The sequence below is a fragment of the Pseudomonas sp. NBRC 111119 genome (assembly GCF_001320125.1).
GTDB lineage: Bacteria > Pseudomonadota > Gammaproteobacteria > Pseudomonadales > Pseudomonadaceae > Aquipseudomonas > Aquipseudomonas parafulva.
This window is the reverse complement of record NZ_BCAV01000072.1, coordinates 19,135-37,578: the sequence shown is the minus strand read 5'-3', so window position 1 is coordinate 37,578 and position 18,444 is coordinate 19,135. Positions and strand designations below refer to the sequence as shown.

At 64.3% G+C, this 18,444-nt stretch carries 19 protein-coding genes and 1 other RNA gene; 4 read left to right on the top strand and 16 right to left on the bottom strand.

The window, feature by feature from the left end:
- The first annotated feature begins 161 nt into the window (after positions 1 to 161).
- Positions 162 to 258, top strand: an RNA gene (gene ffs / locus APH25_RS23685) — signal recognition particle sRNA small type.
- A 62-nt stretch (positions 259 to 320) separates the two neighbouring features.
- Here the strand turns inward: ffs and APH25_RS23680 are convergent.
- Positions 321 to 1,052, bottom strand: coding sequence for an ABC transporter substrate-binding protein (locus tag APH25_RS23680; protein ID WP_060483575.1), 732 nt, complete (start codon positions 1,050 to 1,052; stop codon positions 321 to 323).
- Positions 1,053 to 1,176: 124 nt separating this feature from the next.
- Here APH25_RS23680 and dnaX point away from each other — a divergent pair, with 124 nt between their 5' ends.
- The 3 genes from dnaX (at position 1,177) to recR (ending at position 4,412) form a co-directional block, all read left to right on the top strand.
- A complete protein-coding gene (gene dnaX / locus APH25_RS23675; protein WP_060483574.1) occupies positions 1,177 to 3,243 on the top strand; it encodes a DNA polymerase III subunit gamma/tau in 2,067 nt (688 codons plus the stop codon).
- Positions 3,244 to 3,307: 64 nt separating this feature from the next.
- Positions 3,308 to 3,643, top strand: coding sequence for a YbaB/EbfC family nucleoid-associated protein (locus tag APH25_RS23670; RefSeq protein ID WP_023535908.1), 336 nt, complete (start codon positions 3,308 to 3,310; stop codon positions 3,641 to 3,643).
- 166 nt (positions 3,644 to 3,809) lie between these two features.
- On the top strand, positions 3,810 to 4,412 hold the full coding sequence (gene recR / locus APH25_RS23665) for a recombination mediator RecR (RefSeq protein WP_060483573.1): 603 nt from the start codon (positions 3,810 to 3,812) through the stop codon (positions 4,410 to 4,412).
- A 44-nt stretch (positions 4,413 to 4,456) separates the two neighbouring features.
- Here the strand turns inward: recR and APH25_RS23660 are convergent, their stop codons facing one another.
- From APH25_RS23660 to ccoO (APH25_RS23590), 15 genes are all read right to left on the bottom strand, one after another.
- Positions 4,457 to 5,005 carry an adenine phosphoribosyltransferase gene (locus APH25_RS23660; protein WP_028632160.1) on the bottom strand — a complete coding sequence of 183 codons (549 nt, stop codon included), beginning with the start codon at positions 5,003 to 5,005 and terminating at the stop codon, positions 4,457 to 4,459.
- A gap of 54 nt (positions 5,006 to 5,059) precedes the next feature.
- Positions 5,060 to 5,794 carry a Crp/Fnr family transcriptional regulator FnrA gene (gene fnrA / locus APH25_RS23655; protein ID WP_028632161.1) on the bottom strand — a complete coding sequence of 245 codons (735 nt, stop codon included), beginning with the start codon at positions 5,792 to 5,794 and terminating at the stop codon, positions 5,060 to 5,062.
- Positions 5,795 to 5,980: 186 nt separating this feature from the next.
- On the bottom strand, positions 5,981 to 7,363 hold the full coding sequence (hemN, locus tag APH25_RS23650) for an oxygen-independent coproporphyrinogen III oxidase (RefSeq protein ID WP_060483572.1): 1,383 nt from the start codon (positions 7,361 to 7,363) through the stop codon (positions 5,981 to 5,983).
- Between the two features lie 99 nt (positions 7,364 to 7,462).
- Positions 7,463 to 8,146, bottom strand: a complete 684-nt coding sequence (locus APH25_RS23645) for a sulfite exporter TauE/SafE family protein (RefSeq protein ID WP_028632163.1) — start codon at positions 8,144 to 8,146, stop codon at positions 7,463 to 7,465.
- Positions 8,139 to 8,366 carry a cbb3-type cytochrome oxidase assembly protein CcoS gene (gene ccoS, locus APH25_RS23640; RefSeq protein ID WP_028632164.1) on the bottom strand — a complete coding sequence of 76 codons (228 nt, stop codon included), beginning with the start codon at positions 8,364 to 8,366 and terminating at the stop codon, positions 8,139 to 8,141. Before ccoS ends, APH25_RS23645 begins: the two co-directional genes overlap by 8 nt.
- Positions 8,345 to 10,816 (bottom strand): heavy metal translocating P-type ATPase, encoded by a 2,472-nt coding sequence (locus APH25_RS23635; protein WP_060483571.1) that lies wholly within the window; start codon positions 10,814 to 10,816, stop codon positions 8,345 to 8,347. The genes ccoS and APH25_RS23635 overlap by 22 nt, the downstream gene beginning before the upstream one ends.
- On the bottom strand, positions 10,813 to 11,340 hold the full coding sequence (locus APH25_RS23630) for a FixH family protein (RefSeq protein ID WP_060483570.1): 528 nt from the start codon (positions 11,338 to 11,340) through the stop codon (positions 10,813 to 10,815). The genes APH25_RS23635 and APH25_RS23630 overlap by 4 nt, the downstream gene beginning before the upstream one ends.
- 15 nt (positions 11,341 to 11,355) lie before the next feature.
- Entirely contained in the window at positions 11,356 to 12,771 is a 1,416-nt protein-coding gene (ccoG, locus tag APH25_RS23625) for a cytochrome c oxidase accessory protein CcoG (protein WP_060483576.1), read from the bottom strand.
- Positions 12,772 to 13,089: 318 nt separating this feature from the next.
- Entirely contained in the window at positions 13,090 to 14,067 is a 978-nt protein-coding gene (ccoP, locus tag APH25_RS23620) for a cytochrome-c oxidase, cbb3-type subunit III (protein WP_060483569.1), read from the bottom strand.
- Entirely contained in the window at positions 14,064 to 14,261 is a 198-nt protein-coding gene (locus APH25_RS23615) for a CcoQ/FixQ family Cbb3-type cytochrome c oxidase assembly chaperone (RefSeq protein ID WP_028632169.1), read from the bottom strand. The genes ccoP (APH25_RS23620) and APH25_RS23615 overlap by 4 nt, the downstream gene beginning before the upstream one ends.
- A gap of 5 nt (positions 14,262 to 14,266) precedes the next feature.
- Positions 14,267 to 14,875, bottom strand: a complete 609-nt coding sequence (gene ccoO, locus APH25_RS23610) for a cytochrome-c oxidase, cbb3-type subunit II (protein ID WP_028632170.1) — start codon at positions 14,873 to 14,875, stop codon at positions 14,267 to 14,269.
- A complete protein-coding gene (gene ccoN, locus APH25_RS23605; protein ID WP_028632171.1) occupies positions 14,875 to 16,317 on the bottom strand; it encodes a cytochrome-c oxidase, cbb3-type subunit I in 1,443 nt (480 codons plus the stop codon). Before ccoN ends, ccoO (APH25_RS23610) begins: the two co-directional genes overlap by 1 nt.
- Before the next feature lie 383 nt (positions 16,318 to 16,700).
- A complete protein-coding gene (gene ccoP / locus APH25_RS23600; protein ID WP_028632172.1) occupies positions 16,701 to 17,630 on the bottom strand; it encodes a cytochrome-c oxidase, cbb3-type subunit III in 930 nt (309 codons plus the stop codon).
- A complete protein-coding gene (locus APH25_RS23595; RefSeq protein WP_060483568.1) occupies positions 17,627 to 17,830 on the bottom strand; it encodes a cbb3-type cytochrome c oxidase subunit 3 in 204 nt (67 codons plus the stop codon). Before APH25_RS23595 ends, ccoP (APH25_RS23600) begins: the two co-directional genes overlap by 4 nt.
- Positions 17,831 to 17,835: 5 nt before the next feature.
- Complete coding sequence (gene ccoO / locus APH25_RS23590) at positions 17,836 to 18,444, bottom strand: cytochrome-c oxidase, cbb3-type subunit II (protein WP_028632174.1); 609 nt, start codon at positions 18,442 to 18,444, stop codon at positions 17,836 to 17,838.

The window sequence follows — 18,444 nt, the reverse complement described above, 5'->3', positions numbered from 1 at the left end:
TAGGAGCGAGCGCAGCTCGCGATCAGCCCCCCAAAAAAACTCCCGCCCCCCAGTCAAGTCATTGAGAAACGATGACTTTTTCTACCTCAGAGGTTGTATCTGCGCCCAGTCCCGGTACAATGGCGCCACTCGCTGCTCAGCGAGACATGTAGTGGTGGCCCTGTCGGTCCCCCCGCATTGATTACCCGTTAACCTGGTCAGGCCCGGAAGGGAGCAGCCATAGCGGGAACATCGAGTGCCGGGGTGTGGCTGACGGGGCCGCCTCCATTCTGCCCCTTGTAAATCTCAATCCGGTGGCGTTGGTTTGAAAGGACGGGCGGTTAGCCGCCATAGCGTTCGACCAGCCGCTCGATTTCCCCTGATGCCTTCATTCGTACCAGTGCCCGCAGGAATGCCTGTGCCGGGATGTCGGGGTCATTACGCACCATGCACCCCAGGTCCTGGTCATCCAGCACCGCCAGCGCCTGCAGTTGCTGCCCTGCAGGCGCCTGGCGGTTGAACCACTGCAAGGACAGCTGGTTGCTCACCGCGTAGCGGTAGCGACCGGCCTGCAGCTTCTGCAGGGCCAGCAACTGGTTACGGCTGTCTTCACGGTGCACGCGGTTCTGCGCCAGCAGCGGTTGCAGGGTGGCATAGGTGTAGCCCAGCACCGTGCCGATGGCCTGGGGCGGCAGCTGCTCCGGGAGGCCAGGGCCGGCTTCCCCGGCGCGGGCTACCAATAGATCGCGCTGGTGAATCAGCGGGATGCTCCAGATGAAATCCTTGGGTCGATCGATCAGCCACTGGGTGCTGACATAACAGCGCACATCGATGTCGCCGCCGTTCATGGCCTCTTCCAGCCTCAGCCTGGCCATCACGTGGTATTCGGCACGGGCACCCGCCGCCTGGGCGGCCGCCTGCATCAGGTCGTACAGAAGGCCTTCGACCGGCTGATCGCCTTCGATGCGCACCAGTGGCATGCTCCAGCTCTCCGCCACCGAAAAACGCAGCACCGGCTGATCCGCCAGGCATTGCGCCGTCCATAACAGCAACAGGGCCAGCAAGGTTCGCAAAGCAGTTCCTCCGTGAGCCGCACAGGTGATAGCCAAGTCTAGACCAACCAGGCAGGGTGCAATTTTGCCCCCGCTCCGCTAGCATTAGCGATCTTCCGCTCTATCAGGCTACGATGGTTTTTCGATGAGTTATCAGGTTCTTGCACGTAAATGGCGTCCGCGCTCGTTTCGCGAAATGGTCGGCCAGGCCCATGTGCTCAAGGCCTTGATCAACGCGCTGGACAACCAGCGCCTGCACCATGCCTACCTGTTCACAGGTACCCGTGGTGTGGGCAAGACTACCATCGCACGCATCATAGCCAAGTGCCTGAACTGCGAAACCGGCATCACCTCCACCCCCTGCGGCACCTGCTCGGTGTGCCGCGAAATCGACGAAGGCCGCTTCGTTGACCTGATCGAGATCGACGCCGCCAGCCGCACCAAGGTGGAAGACACCCGCGAGCTGCTGGACAACGTGCAGTACGCCCCCAGCCGTGGTCGCTTCAAGGTCTACCTGATCGACGAAGTGCACATGCTGTCTACCCATTCCTTCAACGCCTTGCTCAAGACGCTGGAAGAGCCGCCGCCCTACGTCAAGTTCATCCTGGCCACCACCGACCCGCAGAAGCTGCCGGCTACCATCCTGTCGCGCTGCCTGCAGTTCTCGCTGAAAAACATGAGCCCGGAACGGGTGGTGGAACACCTCAGCCACGTGCTGCAGGCCGAAAACGTACCCTTTGAGCCCGATGCGCTGTGGCTGTTGGGCCGTGCGGCAGATGGCTCGATGCGCGATGCCATGAGCCTCACCGACCAGGCCATCGCCTTTGGCGAGGGCAAGGTGCTGGCGGCTGATGTGCGTGCCATGCTCGGCAGCCTGGACCATGGGCAGGTCTACGATGTGCTGCAAGCGTTGCTCGAGGGCGACGCGCGGGCCTTGCTGGAGGCCATTCGCAACCTGGCCGAGCAGGGCCCGGACTGGGCAGGTGTGCTGGCCGAAATGCTCAACGTGCTGCACCGCGTGGCCATTGCCCAGGCGCTGCCAGAAGCCGTGGACAACGGCCAGGGTGATCGCGAGCGGGTGCTGGCCCTGGCTGCGGCACTGCCGGCCGAGGATGTGCAGTTTTATTACCAGATGGGCCTGATCGGCCGCCGCGACCTGCCTTTGGCGCCGGAGCCGCGCGGGGGGTTCGAGATGGTTTTGCTGCGCATGTTGGCATTCCGCCCGGCCGATACGGACGATGCCCCGAAGCCGCAGCTAAAGCCAGTGGGGATCAGCCAAGCCACAGCTGATTCCGCCAAGCCGGTGGCAGCCCAGGCCCCCGTGGCGCAGCCGGCAGTGCAGGCCGTGCCGCTTGAGCCGGTGGCGGCTGCCCCGGACGTGGAGGTGCCGCCCCCGGCCACCGCGGACCATGAGCCAGAGGCGCAACGCGACCCCGAGATAGAAGCCGAAATCGAAGCCATCTCGGTGCCCGAGCCCGTCGCCGAGGTGGTCGACCTGCCCTGGGAAGAGCCTGCGCCGCCTGTTGCCCAGGTCGCTGCCCCGGCGCCTGCGCCCGAGCCCCAGCCTATTGCCCCGCCGGTTGCACAGCCGGCGGCGGCTTCCCATGACGACGCCCCGCCGTTCGACCCCGGCGCCTATGCCGCCGTGGGCATGGACCGCGACGACGAGCCGCCGCTGGATGAAGACTATTACGTGGGCGAGAGTGACCCCGCTGGCTTCAGCTACCTGGACGAGCTCGCCGAGCATGTGCAGGAGGAGCCCGCCCAGCCTGCTGCCGAGCCATTGCCTGCAGCCAGGCCTGCCACTGGCCTGGCCCTGCAATGGCTGGAATTATTCCCGCAGTTGCCCGTATCGGGCATGACGGGCAACATCGCAGCCAACTGCACGCTGATCGCGGCCGAGGGTGACGACTGGCTGCTGCACCTGGACCCTGGCCAGGGTGCGCTGTTCAACGCCACCCAGCAGCGGCGGCTTAATGAGGCGCTCAACCAGCACCTGGGTCGCACCCTCAACCTGCGCATCGAACTGGTCCTCCCGGAGCAGGAAACCCCTGCCCAGGCGGCTTCACGCAAACGCATCGAGCGCCAGCACGAAGCCGTGACCTCGATCGAGCAAGACCCGTTGATCCAGCAGATGATCAAGCTGTTTGGCGCCAAGGTGCGTCAGGATACTATTGAGCCTGTAGAGGCCCTGGCCAGTCAGGGCCAATAACCGATAACCATGCAGCCGGCTTCGTGGCGGGCTGCATTACATGACCCAATCGAGGTATCTCCCCATGATGAAAGGTGGCATGGCCGGCCTGATGAAGCAGGCCCAGCAGATGCAAGAAAAGATGCAGAAAATGCAGGAAGAGCTGGCCAACGCGGAAGTCACCGGCCAGTCCGGTGGTGGCCTGGTCAGCGTGGTGATGACTGGCCGGCATGACGTCAAGCGCGTCAGCATCGACCAGAGCCTGATGTCGACCGAGGAAGACGACAAGGAAGTGCTGGAAGACCTCATTGCCGCAGCCCTGAACGACGCTGTGCGCAAGATCGAGCAGAGCAGCCAGGAAAAAATGGGCGGCATGACCGCTGGCATGCAACTGCCGCCGGGCTTCAAGATGCCGTTCTAAGGCAATTTGAGGTTCACGAGCCGCCGCTGAAACCAGCGGCGGTTTTTTTTGCGCTGTTAGCAGCGTACTGCGGTCGAAATAGCCAGGCGCAGGCACAATGGCGGATTTGACGCCACTGCCCACGCTGGGTATAAACCGCCTCTTATTGATTTGTCAGGCCTTTCCCATGAGCTTCAGCCCTCTCATCCGCCAACTGATCGATGGCCTGCGCATCCTAACGGGCGTTGGCCAGAAAACCGCCCAACGCATGGCCCTGCAGCTGCTTGAGCGCGACCGCAGCGGCGGCATGCGCTTGGCCCAGGCGCTGACCCAGGCCATGGAAGGGGTAGGGCATTGCCGTCAGTGCCGCACCCTCACAGAGCAGGACCTGTGCCCGCAGTGCGCCGACCCACGCCGTGACGATACCCAGCTGTGCGTGGTGGAGGGCCCCACCGATGTCTATGCCGTGGAGCAGGCCGGTTACCGTGGCCGCTACTTCGTGCTCAAGGGCCATCTGTCCCCGCTGGACGGCCTGGGGCCCGAGGCCATCGGTATTCCCCAACTGATGGCGCGCATCGAGGAGCAGGGCACCTTCAGCGAGGTGATCCTGGCCACCAACCCAACGGTGGAAGGTGAGGCAACCGCCCATTACATCGCGCAGTTGCTGGCCGAGAAAGGCCTGGTGGCATCGCGCATAGCCCATGGCGTGCCCCTGGGCGGCGAGCTGGAAATGGTCGATGGCGGCACCCTGGCCCACGCGTTTGCGGGCCGTCGGCCGATCTCGCTGTAACCGGGCGCGCTGCAAGCCGACCCTGCAGCACGCCGCTTGGCCGCTCAGCGCTCGCTGAGGGAGAACTCGGTAAGGCAGAAGGTGGGCACGCCTGCCGCCTGCAGCCGGCGCGAGCCATCCAGTTCGGGGAGGTCGATGATGGCTGCGGCCTCGAACACTTGCGCACCGGTGCGGCGCACCAGATTGGCAGCTGCCAGCAGTGTGCCGCCTGTCGCGATCAGGTCATCGAAGATCAGCACCGAATCCCCTTCGCACAGGCTGTCGGCGTGCACTTCAAGGAACGCTTCGCCGTACTCTGTCTGGTAGCCTTCGCTGAGCACGTCGGCGGGCAGCTTGCCCTGCTTGCGGAACAGGATCAGAGGCTTGTTCAGCTGGTGGGCGATGATCGAACCGATCAGGAAGCCGCGCGCATCCATGGCGCCGATGTGGGTGAACTCGGCCTCGACGTAGCGTTCGATAAACTGGTCGGCTACATAGCGCAGCCCGCGCGGCGACTGGAACAGCGGGGTGATATCGCGGAAGATCACACCCGGTTTGGGGAAGTCCACTACCGGGCGGATCAGGGCTTTGAGGTCGAAAGCGTCGCTGTGCATTGTTGCAGGTATCCTGGGAAAACGAATGGCCAAGTATACCTGCTAAAGCGCGCTTCAGGCCTCGATTGCACCACCGGCCAGCGCGCACAGCTGGATCGGGTCCAGAATGTGCACTTCCTTGCCTTCCGCATGCAGCAGGCCGTTCTGCTGGAAGCGGGTGAACACCCGTGACACGGTTTCCACCGCCAGACCCAGGTAGTTGCCGATTTCGTTGCGCGACATGCTCAGGCGGAACTGGTTGGCCGAGTACCCACGGGCGCGGAAGCGCGCCGACAGGTTGACCAGGAAGGTGGCGATGCGCTCGTCGGCGGTTTTCTTCGACAGCAGCAGCATCATCTGCTGGTCGTCGCGGATTTCACGGCTCATCACCCGCATCAGCTGGCGGCGCAGCTGGGGCAGTTGCACCGACAGCTCGTCCAGGCGCTCGAAGGGGATTTCGCACACCGACGTGGTTTCCTGAGCCTGGGCCGATACCGGGTAGGCCTCGGTGTCCATGCCCGACAGCCCCACCAGTTCGCTGGGCAGGTGGAAGCCGGTGATCTGCTCCTCGCCGCTGTCGCTGAGGCTGAAGGTTTTCAGGGCGCCGGAGCGAACTGCGTAGACCGAGCCGAAATTGTCACCCTGGCGGAACAGAAACTCGCCTTTTTTCAGCGGGCGACCCCGCTTGACGATTTCATCCAATGCATCCATGTCTTCCAGGTTTAGCGAAAGAGGCAGGCACAGTGGGGCCAGGCTGCAATCCTTGCAATGGGCCTGGTTGTGTGGGCGCAGTTTGACTGGCTCGGACATTTTGACTCGATCCTTGTGGGAAAGCACACATAAGCCGTAAGGGTAACCCACGAAGGAGGGTGTAGGCCAGCGTGCTCGACTATGGTACGACCCGGCGAAACCCCCGGCAGGCAACTGCCGGAGTTCATGTGCGCTTATGGTCCGCCTGGCTGGGGCGGTTGTCCATGCGGCTGAACGCCTCGGCCGTCAGATCACCCGCGAGAAGCGCTGGCGGTTCTGCATGGCCAGGTAGGCGTCGAACACCATGCACACCGAGCGCGCCAGCAGGCGGCCGGCTGGCAGGATCCGAATGCCCTTGTCGTCCAGGCGGATCAGGCCGTCGCGCTGCAAGGTCAGCAGTTCGGGCCAAAGGTCGTTGAAGTATCCCCGAAAATCGATGGTGAAGGCTTTTTCGATAGGCTCGAAATCCAGTTCGAAGTGGCAGATCAGTTGCTGGATCACCGCCCGGCGAATACGGTCGTCGGTGTTGCACAGCAGGCCGCGCTGGGTGGCGAGCTGGGCGTTGGACAGGCTGTCCTGGTAGGTGTTGAGGTCGCTGCTGTTCTGGCAGTACAGGTCGCCGATCTGGCTGATGGCCGAAACGCCCAGGCCGATCAGGTCGCAGTGCCCGTGGGTGGTGTAGCCCTGGAAGTTGCGCTGCAGGGTGCCTTCCTCCTGGGCAATGGCCAGTTCGTCGTCCGGCAGGGCAAAGTGGTCCATGCCGATGTAGCGATACCCTGCGGCGGTCAACTGATCGATGGTGGCATGCAGCATCTCCAGCTTGGCGGCTGCGCTGGGCAGCTCGCCGGCCTCGATGCGCCGTTGCGGCATGAAGCGCTCGGGCAGGTGGGCATAGTTGAACACCGACAGCCGGTCAGGCTGCAGGCGGATCACTTCTTCGACGGTGCGGGCGAAACCTTCCGGGGTTTGCCGTGGCAGGCCGTAGATCAGGTCAAGGTTGATCGAGCGGAACTGCAGGGTGCGGGCAGCTTCGATCAGCGTGCGTGTCTGCTCCAGGCTTTGCAGGCGGTTGACCGCACGCTGTACGGCGGGGTCCAGGTCCTGCACACCCAGGCTGACGCGGTTGAAGCCCAGCTCGCGCAGCAGCCCCATGGTCGACCAGTCCGCTTCGCGGGGGTCGATTTCGATGCCGTAATCGCCGGAATCGTCGTCCAGCAGGTTGAAGTGCTGACGCAGCGTCGCCATCAGCTGGCGCAGCTCCACGTGGCTGAGGAAGGTGGGCGTACCGCCGCCAAAATGCAGCTGTTCAACACGCTGTTTGCCATCCAGGTGGCAGGCCACCAGCTGGATTTCCTGCTCCAGGCGCTGCAGGTAGGGCGCCGCACGGGCGCGGTCCTTGGTGATGACCTTGTTGCAGGCGCAGTAGTAGCAGATGTTGGCGCAGAACGGCACGTGCACGTACAACGACAGGGGGCGCACCGCCCGACGGCTCTCGCGCAGGGCGTGCAGCAGGTCGAACGAGCCCACCTCGCTGTGCAGTTGCACGGCGGTCGGGTAGGAGGTGTAGCGTGGCCCGGCCAGATCGTAGCGGCGGATCAGGTCGGTGTCCCAACGTAGGTCGTCGAGCATGAGGGCGGTCCCCGGAAAGAGCAGCAATGCTCCGGAGTCTAGGGGCGTCTGTAGGAATCTGTGTTGATTTGTATCAACCGCCCGCGACACGTGGCCGCTTCAGTGCCCCATAAGCCAGTGCTGGTGCGGGCCGGGCAGGGTCCAGATGCCAAACAGCATCACCAACACCCCGCCTGCCACGCGCACGCTGCGCCGTCTCAACAAAGCGTTTACCCGTTCTGCCGCCAGCCCGGTGGCCAACAGCACCGGCCAGGTACCCAGGCCGAAGGCCAGCATCAGGGCCGCGCTGTAGCCTGCATTACCCTGGCTGGCCGCCCACAACAGGGTGCTGTAGACCAGGCCGCAGGGCAGCCACCCCCACAGGGCCCCCAGCAGCATGGCCCGCGGCACGCTGGACACCGGCAGCAAGCGCGTCGCCAGCGGCTGAATGTGCCGCCACAACCCGCGCCCCAAGGCCTCCACCCGCGTCAGCCCGCTCCACCAGCCGGCCAGGTACAGGCCCATGGCAATCAGCAGCAGCGCCGCCGCCGTGCGCAGCACCACCGCTGCCGGGCCGCTGGCCACGGCCCAGCCGGCCAGGCCCAGCAGCAGCCCGGCGCAGGCATAGCTGCACACGCGGCCGAGGTTGTACGCCAGCAGCAGGCGCAGGCGCCTGCTGCGTTGCTCGGGGGGGATGGCCAGGGTCAGTGCGCCCATCAGCCCGCCGCACATGCCCAGGCAGTGGCCACCGCCCAGCAGGCCCAGCACAAGGGCAGAACCCAGCAGGGGGAGCAGGTCATGCACGGGGTGGTTGTTCCTCGGGTTGTTCGTGTGAGGGGGGCACGTCGGTGGGCGGCGCCTTCACCGCTGCCTGGTGGCGCGGGTCCTGATCGTCGAACAGAATGCTGTGGGCGGGGCTTTCCAGGTCGTCGTACTGCCCGCTGTCCACTGCCCAGAAAAAGATGTACACGGCCACGCCGACCAGCAGCAACGCCGCAGGGATCATGATATAGAGGGCGGGCATGGCGATTTCCTCACCTGGTAGGTTGCAGGGGTGGGCGTTGATGCCAGGGCGGGCTGGCGGGTCAGGCGCAGGGCGTTGAGCACCACCACCAGCGAGCTGACCGACATGCCGATGGCTGCCCACACGGGGGTGACCCAGCCAACCGCCGCAAAGGGCAGCATCAGGCCATTGTACAGGCTTGCCCACAACAGGTTCTGGAGGATGTTGCGCCGTGTGCGCCGGGCCAGCTCGAAGGCCTGTACCAGCGCCTGCAGGCGGTTGGACAACAGCACGGCATCGGCGCTGGTCTTGGCAAGGTCGGTGGCGCTGCCCATGGCGATGCTGATGTCGGCTGCAGCCAGTACTGGCACGTCATTCACCCCATCACCCAACATCAGCACTTTGCGCCCAGCCTGCTGCAAGGCCTTCAGCCGCTCCAGCTTGTCGTCCGGGCGCAGGCCGCCCACGGCGTCGTCGATGCCCAGTTGCGCGGCCACTTCGGTGACCATCGGCGAGCTGTCGCCCGACAGCAGCAGCGTGCGCCAGCCACGGGCACGGCAGGCGGCAAGCAGGGCAGGGGCGTCGTCCCGCAGGCGGTCGTCCAGGCCGAACCAGGCCAGCGGCCCCTGGCGCCCGCCCAGCAACAGCCACTGGCCCCGGGGCTCGGGAATGGCAGGTGCCGGTGTGCCACTCAAGGCGCACACGAACGCCGCCTGGCCGATGCGCAGGCGTTGGCCGTCGACCTGCCCCTCAAGGCCCAGGCCGGGCACCGTCTGAACATCCTCGGCAGCCCTGGCAACGCGGCCAAACGCCCTGGCAATGGGGTGCTCGGAGCGGTTTTCCAGGGCGGCGGCCAGGCTCAGGCATTCATCGGCCCCCAGGCTGCCCAGCGGGCGAATGCTGCGCAATGTCAGGCGGCCTTCGGTCAGTGTGCCGGTCTTGTCGAAAATCACCGTATCGATCTGGTTCAGCCCTTCCAGCACATGGCCCCGGGTCACCAGCAAACCCAGCTTGTGCAAGGTGCCGGTGGCGGCTGTCAGCGCGGTAGGGGTGGCCAGCGACAGTGCGCATGGGCAGGTTGCCACCAGCATCGCCAGCACGATCCAGAACGCGCGGTCAGGGGCTTGCTGCCACCACCACAGGCCGATGGCGACGGCGGCCAGCAGCGAAAACAACAGAAACAGTTGCGAGGCGCGGTCGGCGATTTCCGCCAGGCGCGGCTTTTCGGTTTGTGCCCGCTCCAGCAGGCGCACGATGGCCGACAGGCGCGAGTCATGGCCCACGGCCTCGACCGCTACATGCAGGGTGCTTTCGACGTTCAGTGTGCCGCCCGTCACACGCTCCCCAATGCGGCGCGGCTGCGGCAGGTATTCGCCCGTCAGCAGTGACTCATCCACACTCGAGCGGCCCTCGACGATGCACCCGTCGGCCGGGATCACGGCCCCGGGCAGCACCTGCACGGTATCGCCGCAGCGCAGTTCGCTGAGCAGAATGCGCTCGCTGCGGCCCAGTGCATCCAGGCGCAGGCACGAGGCTGGCAGCAGGTTGACCAGCTGCGCCGTGGCCGCAGCCGTGCGCTCGCGGGCACGGCGTTCCAGGTAGCGGCCGGTCAGCAAGAACAGCGCGAACATGCCCACCGTGTCGAAGTACAGCTCACCGCTGCCGGTGATGGCGGTCCAGATGCCGGCACCGAAGGCCAGGGCGATGGCCAGTGACACCGACAGGTCCATGGTCAGGTGGCGCGTGCGCAGGTCGCGGGCAGCTCCCTTGAAAAACGGCGCGCAGCTGTAGAACACGATCGGGATGGTCAGGAACAATGCCACCCAGCGCAGGATGGTGTGCATCTCGGGCGACAGGTCGATGTTGAACTCAGGCCAGGTGGCCATGGTTGCCATCATCGCCTGGAACCACAGCAGCCCGGCCACGCCCAGGCGGCGCAAGGCGCTGCGGTTTTCCCGGGCCAACTGCTCGGCGGCCTGGTCCGGCTGGTAGGGGTGGGCGGCATAACCGATCTGGCGCAACTGTGCCAGCACCGCGGAGAGCGGCAACTGCTGGTCGTCCCAGCTCAGCAGCAGGCGGTGGTTGGACAGGTTCAGGCGTGCCTCGGCCACGCCGGGCAGGTTGCGCAGGTGCTTGTCGATCAGCCAGCCACACGCCGCGCAACTTACCCCTTCTACCAGCAGCGTGGTTTCGGCCAGTTGGCCTTCGTGGCGCACGAAAGCCTGCTGCACATCGCTGCGGTCGTACAGGGCCAGCTCATCCTGCAACTGGCGGGGCAGGGCGTCGGGGTTGGCGCTGGTTTCACTGCGGTGCTGGTAATAGTGCTCAAGCCCCCCTGCCACGATCGACTCGGCCACCGCCTGGCACCCTGGGCAACAGAATGGCCGGGGCTCACCCAGCACGACGGCGCTGAACTGGCTGCCCGCAGGAACGGGCAAGGCACAGTGAAAGCAGGGGGTGGGTTGGGTCATTGCTGGCGCTCGGCACCTTGCAGGGCTTCGTCACCCAATTGCAGGTCCACCCCGTGCTCGACCTTTTCTTCCTCGAACAGGCGCCATACCTGGCCGCCTTCGTTGCCCAGCAACTCGACGAAGCGGCGGCCGTCCACCTTGTCATCCAGTTGCCCCACGTACCGGCCCGCTTCGGCCTGGCTCAGCAGCACCTTGCGGTCTTTCTGCGGCTGGGTCGGCGAAATCAGGTTCAGCTCCAGGGTTTGCGGGTGGCTGCTGCCGGTCAGGCGCAGGTCCACCTCGCCGGTCAGCTCATCCAGGTGCACGCTGGCTTTGAGGCCCAGTTGCTGGGCCAGCAGTTCGCGGTCCAGGGAGCGGTTGATGCCCTTGCCAGCCTCGTAGTAGTTGTCGTTCACCAGGTTGTCCGGGTTGCGAACGGCGATGCTGACCATGGTCAGGCTCAGGCAGACCGAAGTGGTCAGGATGCCGATGATGATCCAGGGCCAAAGGTGCTTGTACCAGGGGCTGGCGGCGGTGGCAGGCATTGTCGTGCTTCTCTCCTAGCGGATCTGGGGGCCGATGAAACGGCTCTTGGCTTCAACCTGTGCGTCGCTGTCATCGGCGCTCTTGAGGATGAAGGTGACTTCGTTGGTGGTCGAGGGCAGCTTTTCGGGTGCCACCGACAACTGCACCGGCAGGCTGACGATGTCGCCGGCAGCCACGTGAATCTCGCGTTGGCCGTCCAGTTTCAGGTCCGGCAAGCCGGCGGCCTCCAGTACGTAAACATGGTCGCGCTGGTCTTTGTTCATCACCTTGAGGCTGTACACGTTCTCGATCCGCCCCTGGGCGTTCTCGCGGTACAGCACGCGGTCCTTGCTCACGTCCAGGCCTACCAGTGGTCGGATGGCGAAGGCCGTGGCCAAGGCGCCGATCATCACCAGCAGCACGATGGCGTAGCCAATCAGCCGTGGGCGCAGCATGTGGGTTTTCTGGCCGGACAGGTTGTGCTCGGTGGTGTAGCTGATCAAGCCTTTGGGGTAGTGCATCTTGTCCATGATGCTGTCACAGGCATCGATGCACGCCGCGCAGCCGATGCACTCGATCTGCAGGCCGTCACGGATGTCGATGCCGGTGGGGCACACCTGCACGCACATGGTGCAATCGATGCAGTCGCCCAGGCCCTTGGCCTTGTAGTCCACGTCTTTCTTGCGCGGGCCACGGGTTTCGCCACGGCGCGGGTCGTAAGACACAATCAGGGTGTCCTTGTCGAACATCACGCTCTGGAAGCGTGCATAGGGGCACATGTACACGCACACCTGCTCGCGCAGCCAGCCCGCATTGCCGTAGGTGGCGAGGGTGAAGAAGCCGACCCAGAAGTACGACCAGCCATCCGCCTGGCCGGTGAAAAAGTCGATTACCAGTTCGCGTATCGGCGCGAAGTAGCCGACGAAGGTCATGCCGGTGACGAAGCCGATCAGCAGCCACAGGCTGTGCTTGGCCAGCTTGCGCACGAACTTGTTGCCGCTCATGGGCGCCTTGTCCAGCTTCATGCGCTGGTTGCGGTCGCCCTCGGTGACCTTCTCGCACCACATGAAGATCCACGTCCACACGCTCTGCGGGCAGGTGTAGCCGCACCAGACGCGCCCGGCGTACACGGTGATGAAGAACAGGCCGAAGGCGGCAACGATCAGAATGCCCGACAGCAGGATGAAGTCCTGGGGCCAGATGGTGGCGCCAAAGATGTAGAACTTGCGCTCCGGCAGGTCCCACCACACTGCCTGGTGGCCGCCCCAGTTCAGCCACACGGTGCCGAAATACAGCAGAAACAGCGCCGCGCCGCCCACCATGCGCAGGCGCCGGAACAGGCCGGTGAAGGCGCGGGTGTAGATTTTTTCGCGCGAGGCGTAGAGGTCGACGGAGTCCTTCCCTTTGCTGGCAGGCGGGGTTACGTCATGTACCGGAATGTGCTTGCTCATCATCATGTCCCACGGCAGTGGAGAAACGCTGCGGCCAGTGCATGCCGGCTGCAGTCTCGCGCAATCTGCTAGCGCTCTGCGGGCCATGATACGCCGGTGATGGCACGCAGTGGTCGCATTGCGACCTTATGCCGCATTGGGTTCACGCCCTGAATCGTGATATGGCGAGTGTCAATTGATCCAGGTCATCAGGCGGCGAGAAATGCGTGGCTGTACTGGCCTCTTCGCGGCTGAAGCCGCTCCCACGGATACCCGCACCCACTGCAAAACGGGTGGGGGATGTGGGGGCGGGTTTGCCCGCGACGGGGCCAGGCCTGCTTACTCCACCTCTGCCGGCGCATCCTGATGCGACAGGCTGTACACGTAGGCGGCCAGCAAATGCACCCTGTCATTGCCCTGCAACTGCTCCTGCGCCGGCATCTGCCCTTGGCGACCATAGCGGATGGTCTGCTGCAGCTGGGCAAAGCTCGAGCCGTAGATGAACGCCTGCGGGTGCGTCAGGTTTGGCGCACCCATGGCCGGCGTACCCTTGCCCTCGGGCCCGTGGCAGGCCACGCAATTGGTCGCGAAGATCTTCTGGCCGTTTTCCACATCGGCCTTGACGCCTTCGGGCAGCGTGCGCCCATCGAGCTTGCTGACCACGAATGCGGCCACGTCGGCCACGCCCTGTTCGCCGATCACCTCGGCCCATGCCGGCATCACCCCATGACGGCCACCCATGATGGTCGCCTTGATGGTGTCCGGCTCACCGCCCCAGCGCCAGTCGTTGTCGGTCAGGTTGGGGAAGCCATAGGCGCCCTTGGCGTCCGAGCCGTGGCACACCGAACAGTTGGAGGCAAACAACCTGGCCCCCATTTTCAGGGCTTGTGGGTCCTTGGCCACGTCCGCAATGGGCATGGCGGCGAACTTGGCGAAAATCGGGCCGAAGCGGGCGTCGGCCTTGGCCATCTCCTTTTCCCACTCATGGGCGCCCGTCCAGCCGGCCTCGCCGTTGGCGAACTCGGTCTGCTTGTCGTTATCCAGGTAGCTGTACCCCGGCAGCATGCCCTTCCAGTTGCCCAGGCCCGGGTACAGCACCAGGTAGCCCAAGGCAAAGATGATGGTGCCGACGAACAGCCAGAACCACCATTTGGGCAGGGGGTTGTCGTACTCCTCGATGCCGTCGAAGGCATGGCCGACGGTTTCGTTGGTGACTTCGTCGCGCTGGCCCTTGCGGGTGGACAGCAGCAACCAGGTCAGCGCGAAGATGGTACCCAGGGTCAGGACCGTGATGTACACACTCCAGAAGGTTGTCATTGTTGTTTTCTCCCAGACGCGTTTGCTTGCGCTTTCTCGACGTGGCGGCGGGCCTCGGGGTCATCTGCGAATGGCAGCTGGGTCGCTTCGTCGAAATCCTTCTTGCGGCGTGGGCTGAACACCCATAACGCCAGCCCGACAAAGGCCACCAGCACCACCACAGTGCCCAGGCCGCGAATCATCCCGATATCCATCAGCGTCACCGTTTGCTCTTGATGAGGGTGCCAAGGCCTTGCAGGTAGGCCACCAGGGCGTCCATCTCGGTTTTACCCTTGACCGCGTCGCGGGCGCCGGCGATATCTGCGTCGGTGTACGGCGTGCCCAGGGTGCGCAGTACCTCCATCTTCTTCGCCGTATCACGGCCGTCGAGTGTGTTCTCCACCAGCCACGGGTAGGCCGGCATCTTCGATTCCGGTACCACGTTGCGCGGGTTGTACAGGTGCGCCCGGTGCCAGTCGTCCGAGTAGCGGCCGCCGACACGGGCCAGGTCCGGCCCGGTACGCTTGGAGCCCCACAGGAACGGGTGGTCCCACACGCTCTCGCCGGCCACCGAGTAATGGCCATAGCGCTCGGTTTCGGCGCGGAACGGGCGGATCATCTGCGAATGGCAACCCACGCAGCCTTCGCGGATGTAGATATCGCGCCCTTCCAGTTCCAGCGCGGTGCGCGGCTTCATGCCCTCCACCGGTTTGTTGGTGACGTCCTGGAAGAACAGCGGGACGATCTGGGTAAGGCCACCGATGCTCACGGCGATGACCATGAAGAACGCCAGCAGGCCTATGTTCTTCTCAACGGCTTCGTGCTTCATCAGTGCGCTCCCACGATGACGATCTTGGCGGCTGCCTCGGCTTGTACCGGGTTGGCGGCCCGTACCGTGCGCCAGACGTTGTAGGCCATCAGCAGCATGCCGCTGGCGAAGAACGCGCCGCCCAGCGCCCGCACGATGTAGCCGGGGTGGCTGGCTTGCAGGGCTTCGACGAACGAGTAGGTCAGGGTGCCGTCATCGTTGATCGCACGCCACATCAGGCCCTGGGTGATGCCGTTGACCCACATCGAGGCGATGTACAGCACGGTGCCGATGGTGGCCAGCCAGAAGTGCGCGTTGATCAGCCCGACGCTGTGCATCTGCTCGCGGCCATACAGGCGCGGGATCATGTGGTACACGGCGCCGATGGAAATCATCGCGACCCAGCCGAGGGCGCCGGCGTGCACGTGGCCGATGGTCCAGTCGGTGTAGTGGGACAGCGCGTTCACCGTCTTGATGGCCATCATCGGCCCTTCGAAGGTGGACATGCCGTAGAACGCCAGGGAAACCACCAGAAAGCGCAGGATCGGGTCGGTGCGCAGTTTGTGCCAGGCACCCGACAGGGTCATCATGCCGTTGATCATGCCGCCCCAGCTCGGTGCCAGCAGGATGATCGACATCACCATGCCCAGCGACTGGGCCCAGTCGGGCAGGGCGGTGTAGTGCAGGTGGTGTGGGCCGGCCCAGATGTACAGGGTAATCAGCGCCCAGAAGTGCACGATGGACAGCCGGTACGAATAGATGGGCCGCTCCGCCTGCTTGGGCACGAAGTAATACATCATGCCCAGGAAGCCCGTGGTGAGGAAGAAGCCCACCGCGTTGTGCCCGTACCACCACTGGATCATGGCATCGGTTGCACCGGCGTAGGCCGAATACGACTTGAACAGGCTCACCGGCAGGGAAATGTGGTTGACGATGTGCAGCATGGCCGTGACCACGATGAATGCGCCGTAGAACCAGTTGCCCACATAGATGTGCCGGGTTTTGCGCTTGACGATGGTGCCGAAGAACACCACGGCGTAGGTCACCCAGACGATCGCCAGCAAAATCGCCAGCGGCCATTCCAGCTCGGCGTATTCCTTGGTGGTGGTGTAGCCCATCGGCAGGGTGATCAGCGCACCGGCAATCACGGCTTGCCAGCCCCAGAAGGTAAAGGCCGCCAGGCTGTCGGAAATCAGCCGCGTCTGGCAGGTGCGCTGCACCACGTAGTAGCTGGTGCCGAACAGCGCACAACCGCCGAAGGCGAAGATCACCAGGTTGGTGTGCAGGGGGCGCAGCCGGCCGAAGCTGGTCCAGGGCAGGTCCAGGTTCAGTTGCGGCCAGACCAGTTGCGAGGCGATGAAGACGCCGAGGCCCATGCCAAGTATCCCCCACACCACCGTCATGATGGCGAACTGGCGGACGACCTTGTAGTTATAAGCAGTCGGACTGGTTGCAGTGCTCATTCTAAGGTTCCACGGTTTTATGTTCTTGTTGGTAGAAAATCAGCGCCAGTATCGATAACCACCCGGGATATCGCAACGCAACTTTGGTACGCCGACCCGTGTCCAGCCCTGTTCGACGGTGGCACGCAAGGAACAGGATGCTGAGGATTGTACACAAACAAATATTTGTTATGTGTACCGTTTTTCGTTTTTTTCTGATCGAACGGTCAACCTTTTGCGTGCGCCAGCGCCAGGCCGTGCACGGCGTGTGCAAGGTGGCAACCAGTCTAGTTGGGATGGTGGGGGGTGCAAGGAGGGGGAGGGTGGTGCGGAGTTGGCCACGCATCGCGACCTGGGGTCGCTCCTGCCGGCCGAGGCGGGGGCCGGCGGAGCGAGGGGGAGGGTTACTGGGCGGCGGTTTCGCCTTGGGACAGGCTGTAGACGTAGGCGGCCAACAGGTGCACCTTGTCGTTGCCCTGGATGTCCGCCTGGGCTGGCATCTGGCCTTGGCGGCCGTAGCGGATGGTCTGCTGCAGCTGGGCGAAGCTTGAGCCGTAGATGAACGCCTGTGGGTGGGTCAGGTCTGGCGCACCCATGGCTGGGGTGCCCTTGCCTTCAGGCCCGTGGCAGGCCACGCAGTTGCCGGCAAAGATTTCCTTACCCTTGGCAGCGTCGGCCTTGACGCCTTCCGGCAGGCTGCGGCCATCGAGGTTGGTCAGCACGAACGCAGCCACATCTGCCACGCCCTGCTCACCGATCACTTCAGCCCAGGCCGGCATCACGCCGTGGCGGCCATTCATGATCGACGCCTTGATGGTTTCCGGCTCGCCGCCCCAGCGCCAGTCCTTGTCGGTCAGGTTGGGGAAGCCATAGGCACCCTTGGCGTCGGAGCCATGGCACACCGAGCAGTTGGAGGCGAACAGGCGGCTGCCCATTTTCAGTGCCTGCGGGTCCTTTGCCACTTCCTCCACGGGCATGGCGGCATACTTGGCGAAGATCGGGCCGAACTTGGCGTCAGCCTTGTCCATCTCCTTCTGCCACTCGTTCACACCGGTCCAGCCATCTTCATAGCCAGGCAGGATGCCTTTCCAGTTGCCCAGGCCCGGGTACAGCACCAGGTAGCCGGCGCCGAACACCAAGGTGCCGACGAACAGCCAGAACCACCATTTGGGCAGCGGGTTGTCGTATTCCTCGATGCCATCGAAGCTGTGCCCCATGGTCTGGTCGGTGGTCTCGCTGCTCTGGCCCTTGCGGGTCCCGAGCAGCAGCCAGGTCAGGCCGATCAGGCTGCCGATGGTCAGTACGCTGATATAGGTACTCCAGAAGGCGGTCATTGCGCTTTGCTCCTCACAGCTGCACGTTTTGCAGGTTCCTGGCTGCCCGCAGGCACGCCGTCATCGACGAAGGGCAGCAGGCGCGCCTCGGCGAAGTCACGGTCGCGGTTGCGGTTGAACACCCACAGGCTCAGGCCGATGAAGGCGATCATCACCACCAGGGTGCCCAGGCCACGGATCATGCCGATATCCATTTCCATCGCACTTACCTCTTGTTCTTGATCGCGGTGCCGAGCACCTGCAGGTAGGCGACCAGGGCGTCCATCTCGGTCTTGCCCTTGACCGCTTCGCGGGCGCCGGCAATGTCATCGTCGGTGTAAGGCACGCCGAGGGTGCGCAGGGTGCGCATCTTGGTATCGGTGTGGCTGTTGTCGACCTGCTGGGCAACCAGCCACGGGTAGGCCGGCATCTTCGATTCCGGTACCACGTTGCGCGGGTTGTACAGGTGCGCCCGGTGCCAGTCGTCCGAGTAGCGGCCGCCCACGCGGGCCAGGTCCGGCCCGGTACGCTTGGAGCCCCACAGGAACGGGTGGTCCCATACGCTTTCACCGGCTACCGAGTAATGGCCATAGCGTTCGGTTTCGGCGCGGAACGGGCGGATCATCTGCGAGTGGCAACCAACACAGCCCTCGCGGATGTAGATGTCGCGGCCTTCGAGCTGCAGGGCGGTGTAGGGCTTCATGCCTTCCACCGGCTTGTTGGTGACGTCCTGGAAGAACAGCGGGACGATCTGGGTAAGCCCGCCGATACTGACGGCGAACACCATCAGCAGGGCCAGCAGGCCAACGTTTTTCTCGATGACTTCATGTTTCAT

Excerpts from the sequence above, each read along its gene's own strand:
- dnaX (WP_060483574.1), top strand. The coding sequence starts at position 1,177 with ATGAGTTATCAGGTTCTTGCACGTAAATGGCGTCCGCGCTCGTTTCGC.
- APH25_RS23670 (WP_023535908.1), top strand. The coding sequence starts at position 3,308 with ATGATGAAAGGTGGCATGGCCGGCCTGATGAAGCAGGCCCAGCAGATG.
- recR (WP_060483573.1), top strand. The coding sequence starts at position 3,810 with ATGAGCTTCAGCCCTCTCATCCGCCAACTGATCGATGGCCTGCGCATC.
- APH25_RS23660 (WP_028632160.1), bottom strand. The coding sequence starts at position 5,005 with ATGCACAGCGACGCTTTCGACCTCAAAGCCCTGATCCGCCCGGTAGTG.
- fnrA (WP_028632161.1), bottom strand. The coding sequence starts at position 5,794 with ATGTCCGAGCCAGTCAAACTGCGCCCACACAACCAGGCCCATTGCAAG.
- hemN (WP_060483572.1), bottom strand. The coding sequence starts at position 7,363 with ATGCTCGACGACCTACGTTGGGACACCGACCTGATCCGCCGCTACGAT.
- ccoS (WP_028632164.1), bottom strand. The coding sequence starts at position 8,366 with ATGCCCGCCCTCTATATCATGATCCCTGCGGCGTTGCTGCTGGTCGGC.
- APH25_RS23635 (WP_060483571.1), bottom strand. The coding sequence starts at position 10,816 with ATGACCCAACCCACCCCCTGCTTTCACTGTGCCTTGCCCGTTCCTGCG.
- APH25_RS23630 (WP_060483570.1), bottom strand. The coding sequence starts at position 11,340 with ATGCCTGCCACCGCCGCCAGCCCCTGGTACAAGCACCTTTGGCCCTGG.
- ccoG (WP_060483576.1), bottom strand. The coding sequence starts at position 12,771 with ATGAGCAAGCACATTCCGGTACATGACGTAACCCCGCCTGCCAGCAAA.
- ccoP (WP_060483569.1), bottom strand. The coding sequence starts at position 14,067 with ATGACAACCTTCTGGAGTGTGTACATCACGGTCCTGACCCTGGGTACC.
- APH25_RS23615 (WP_028632169.1), bottom strand. The coding sequence starts at position 14,261 with ATGGATATCGGGATGATTCGCGGCCTGGGCACTGTGGTGGTGCTGGTG.
- ccoO (WP_028632170.1), bottom strand. The coding sequence starts at position 14,875 with ATGAAGCACGAAGCCGTTGAGAAGAACATAGGCCTGCTGGCGTTCTTC.
- ccoN (WP_028632171.1), bottom strand. The coding sequence starts at position 16,317 with ATGAGCACTGCAACCAGTCCGACTGCTTATAACTACAAGGTCGTCCGC.
- ccoP (WP_028632172.1), bottom strand. The coding sequence starts at position 17,630 with ATGACCGCCTTCTGGAGTACCTATATCAGCGTACTGACCATCGGCAGC.
- APH25_RS23595 (WP_060483568.1), bottom strand. The coding sequence starts at position 17,830 with ATGGAAATGGATATCGGCATGATCCGTGGCCTGGGCACCCTGGTGGTG.
- ccoO (WP_028632174.1), bottom strand. The coding sequence starts at position 18,444 with ATGAAACATGAAGTCATCGAGAAAAACGTTGGCCTGCTGGCCCTGCTG.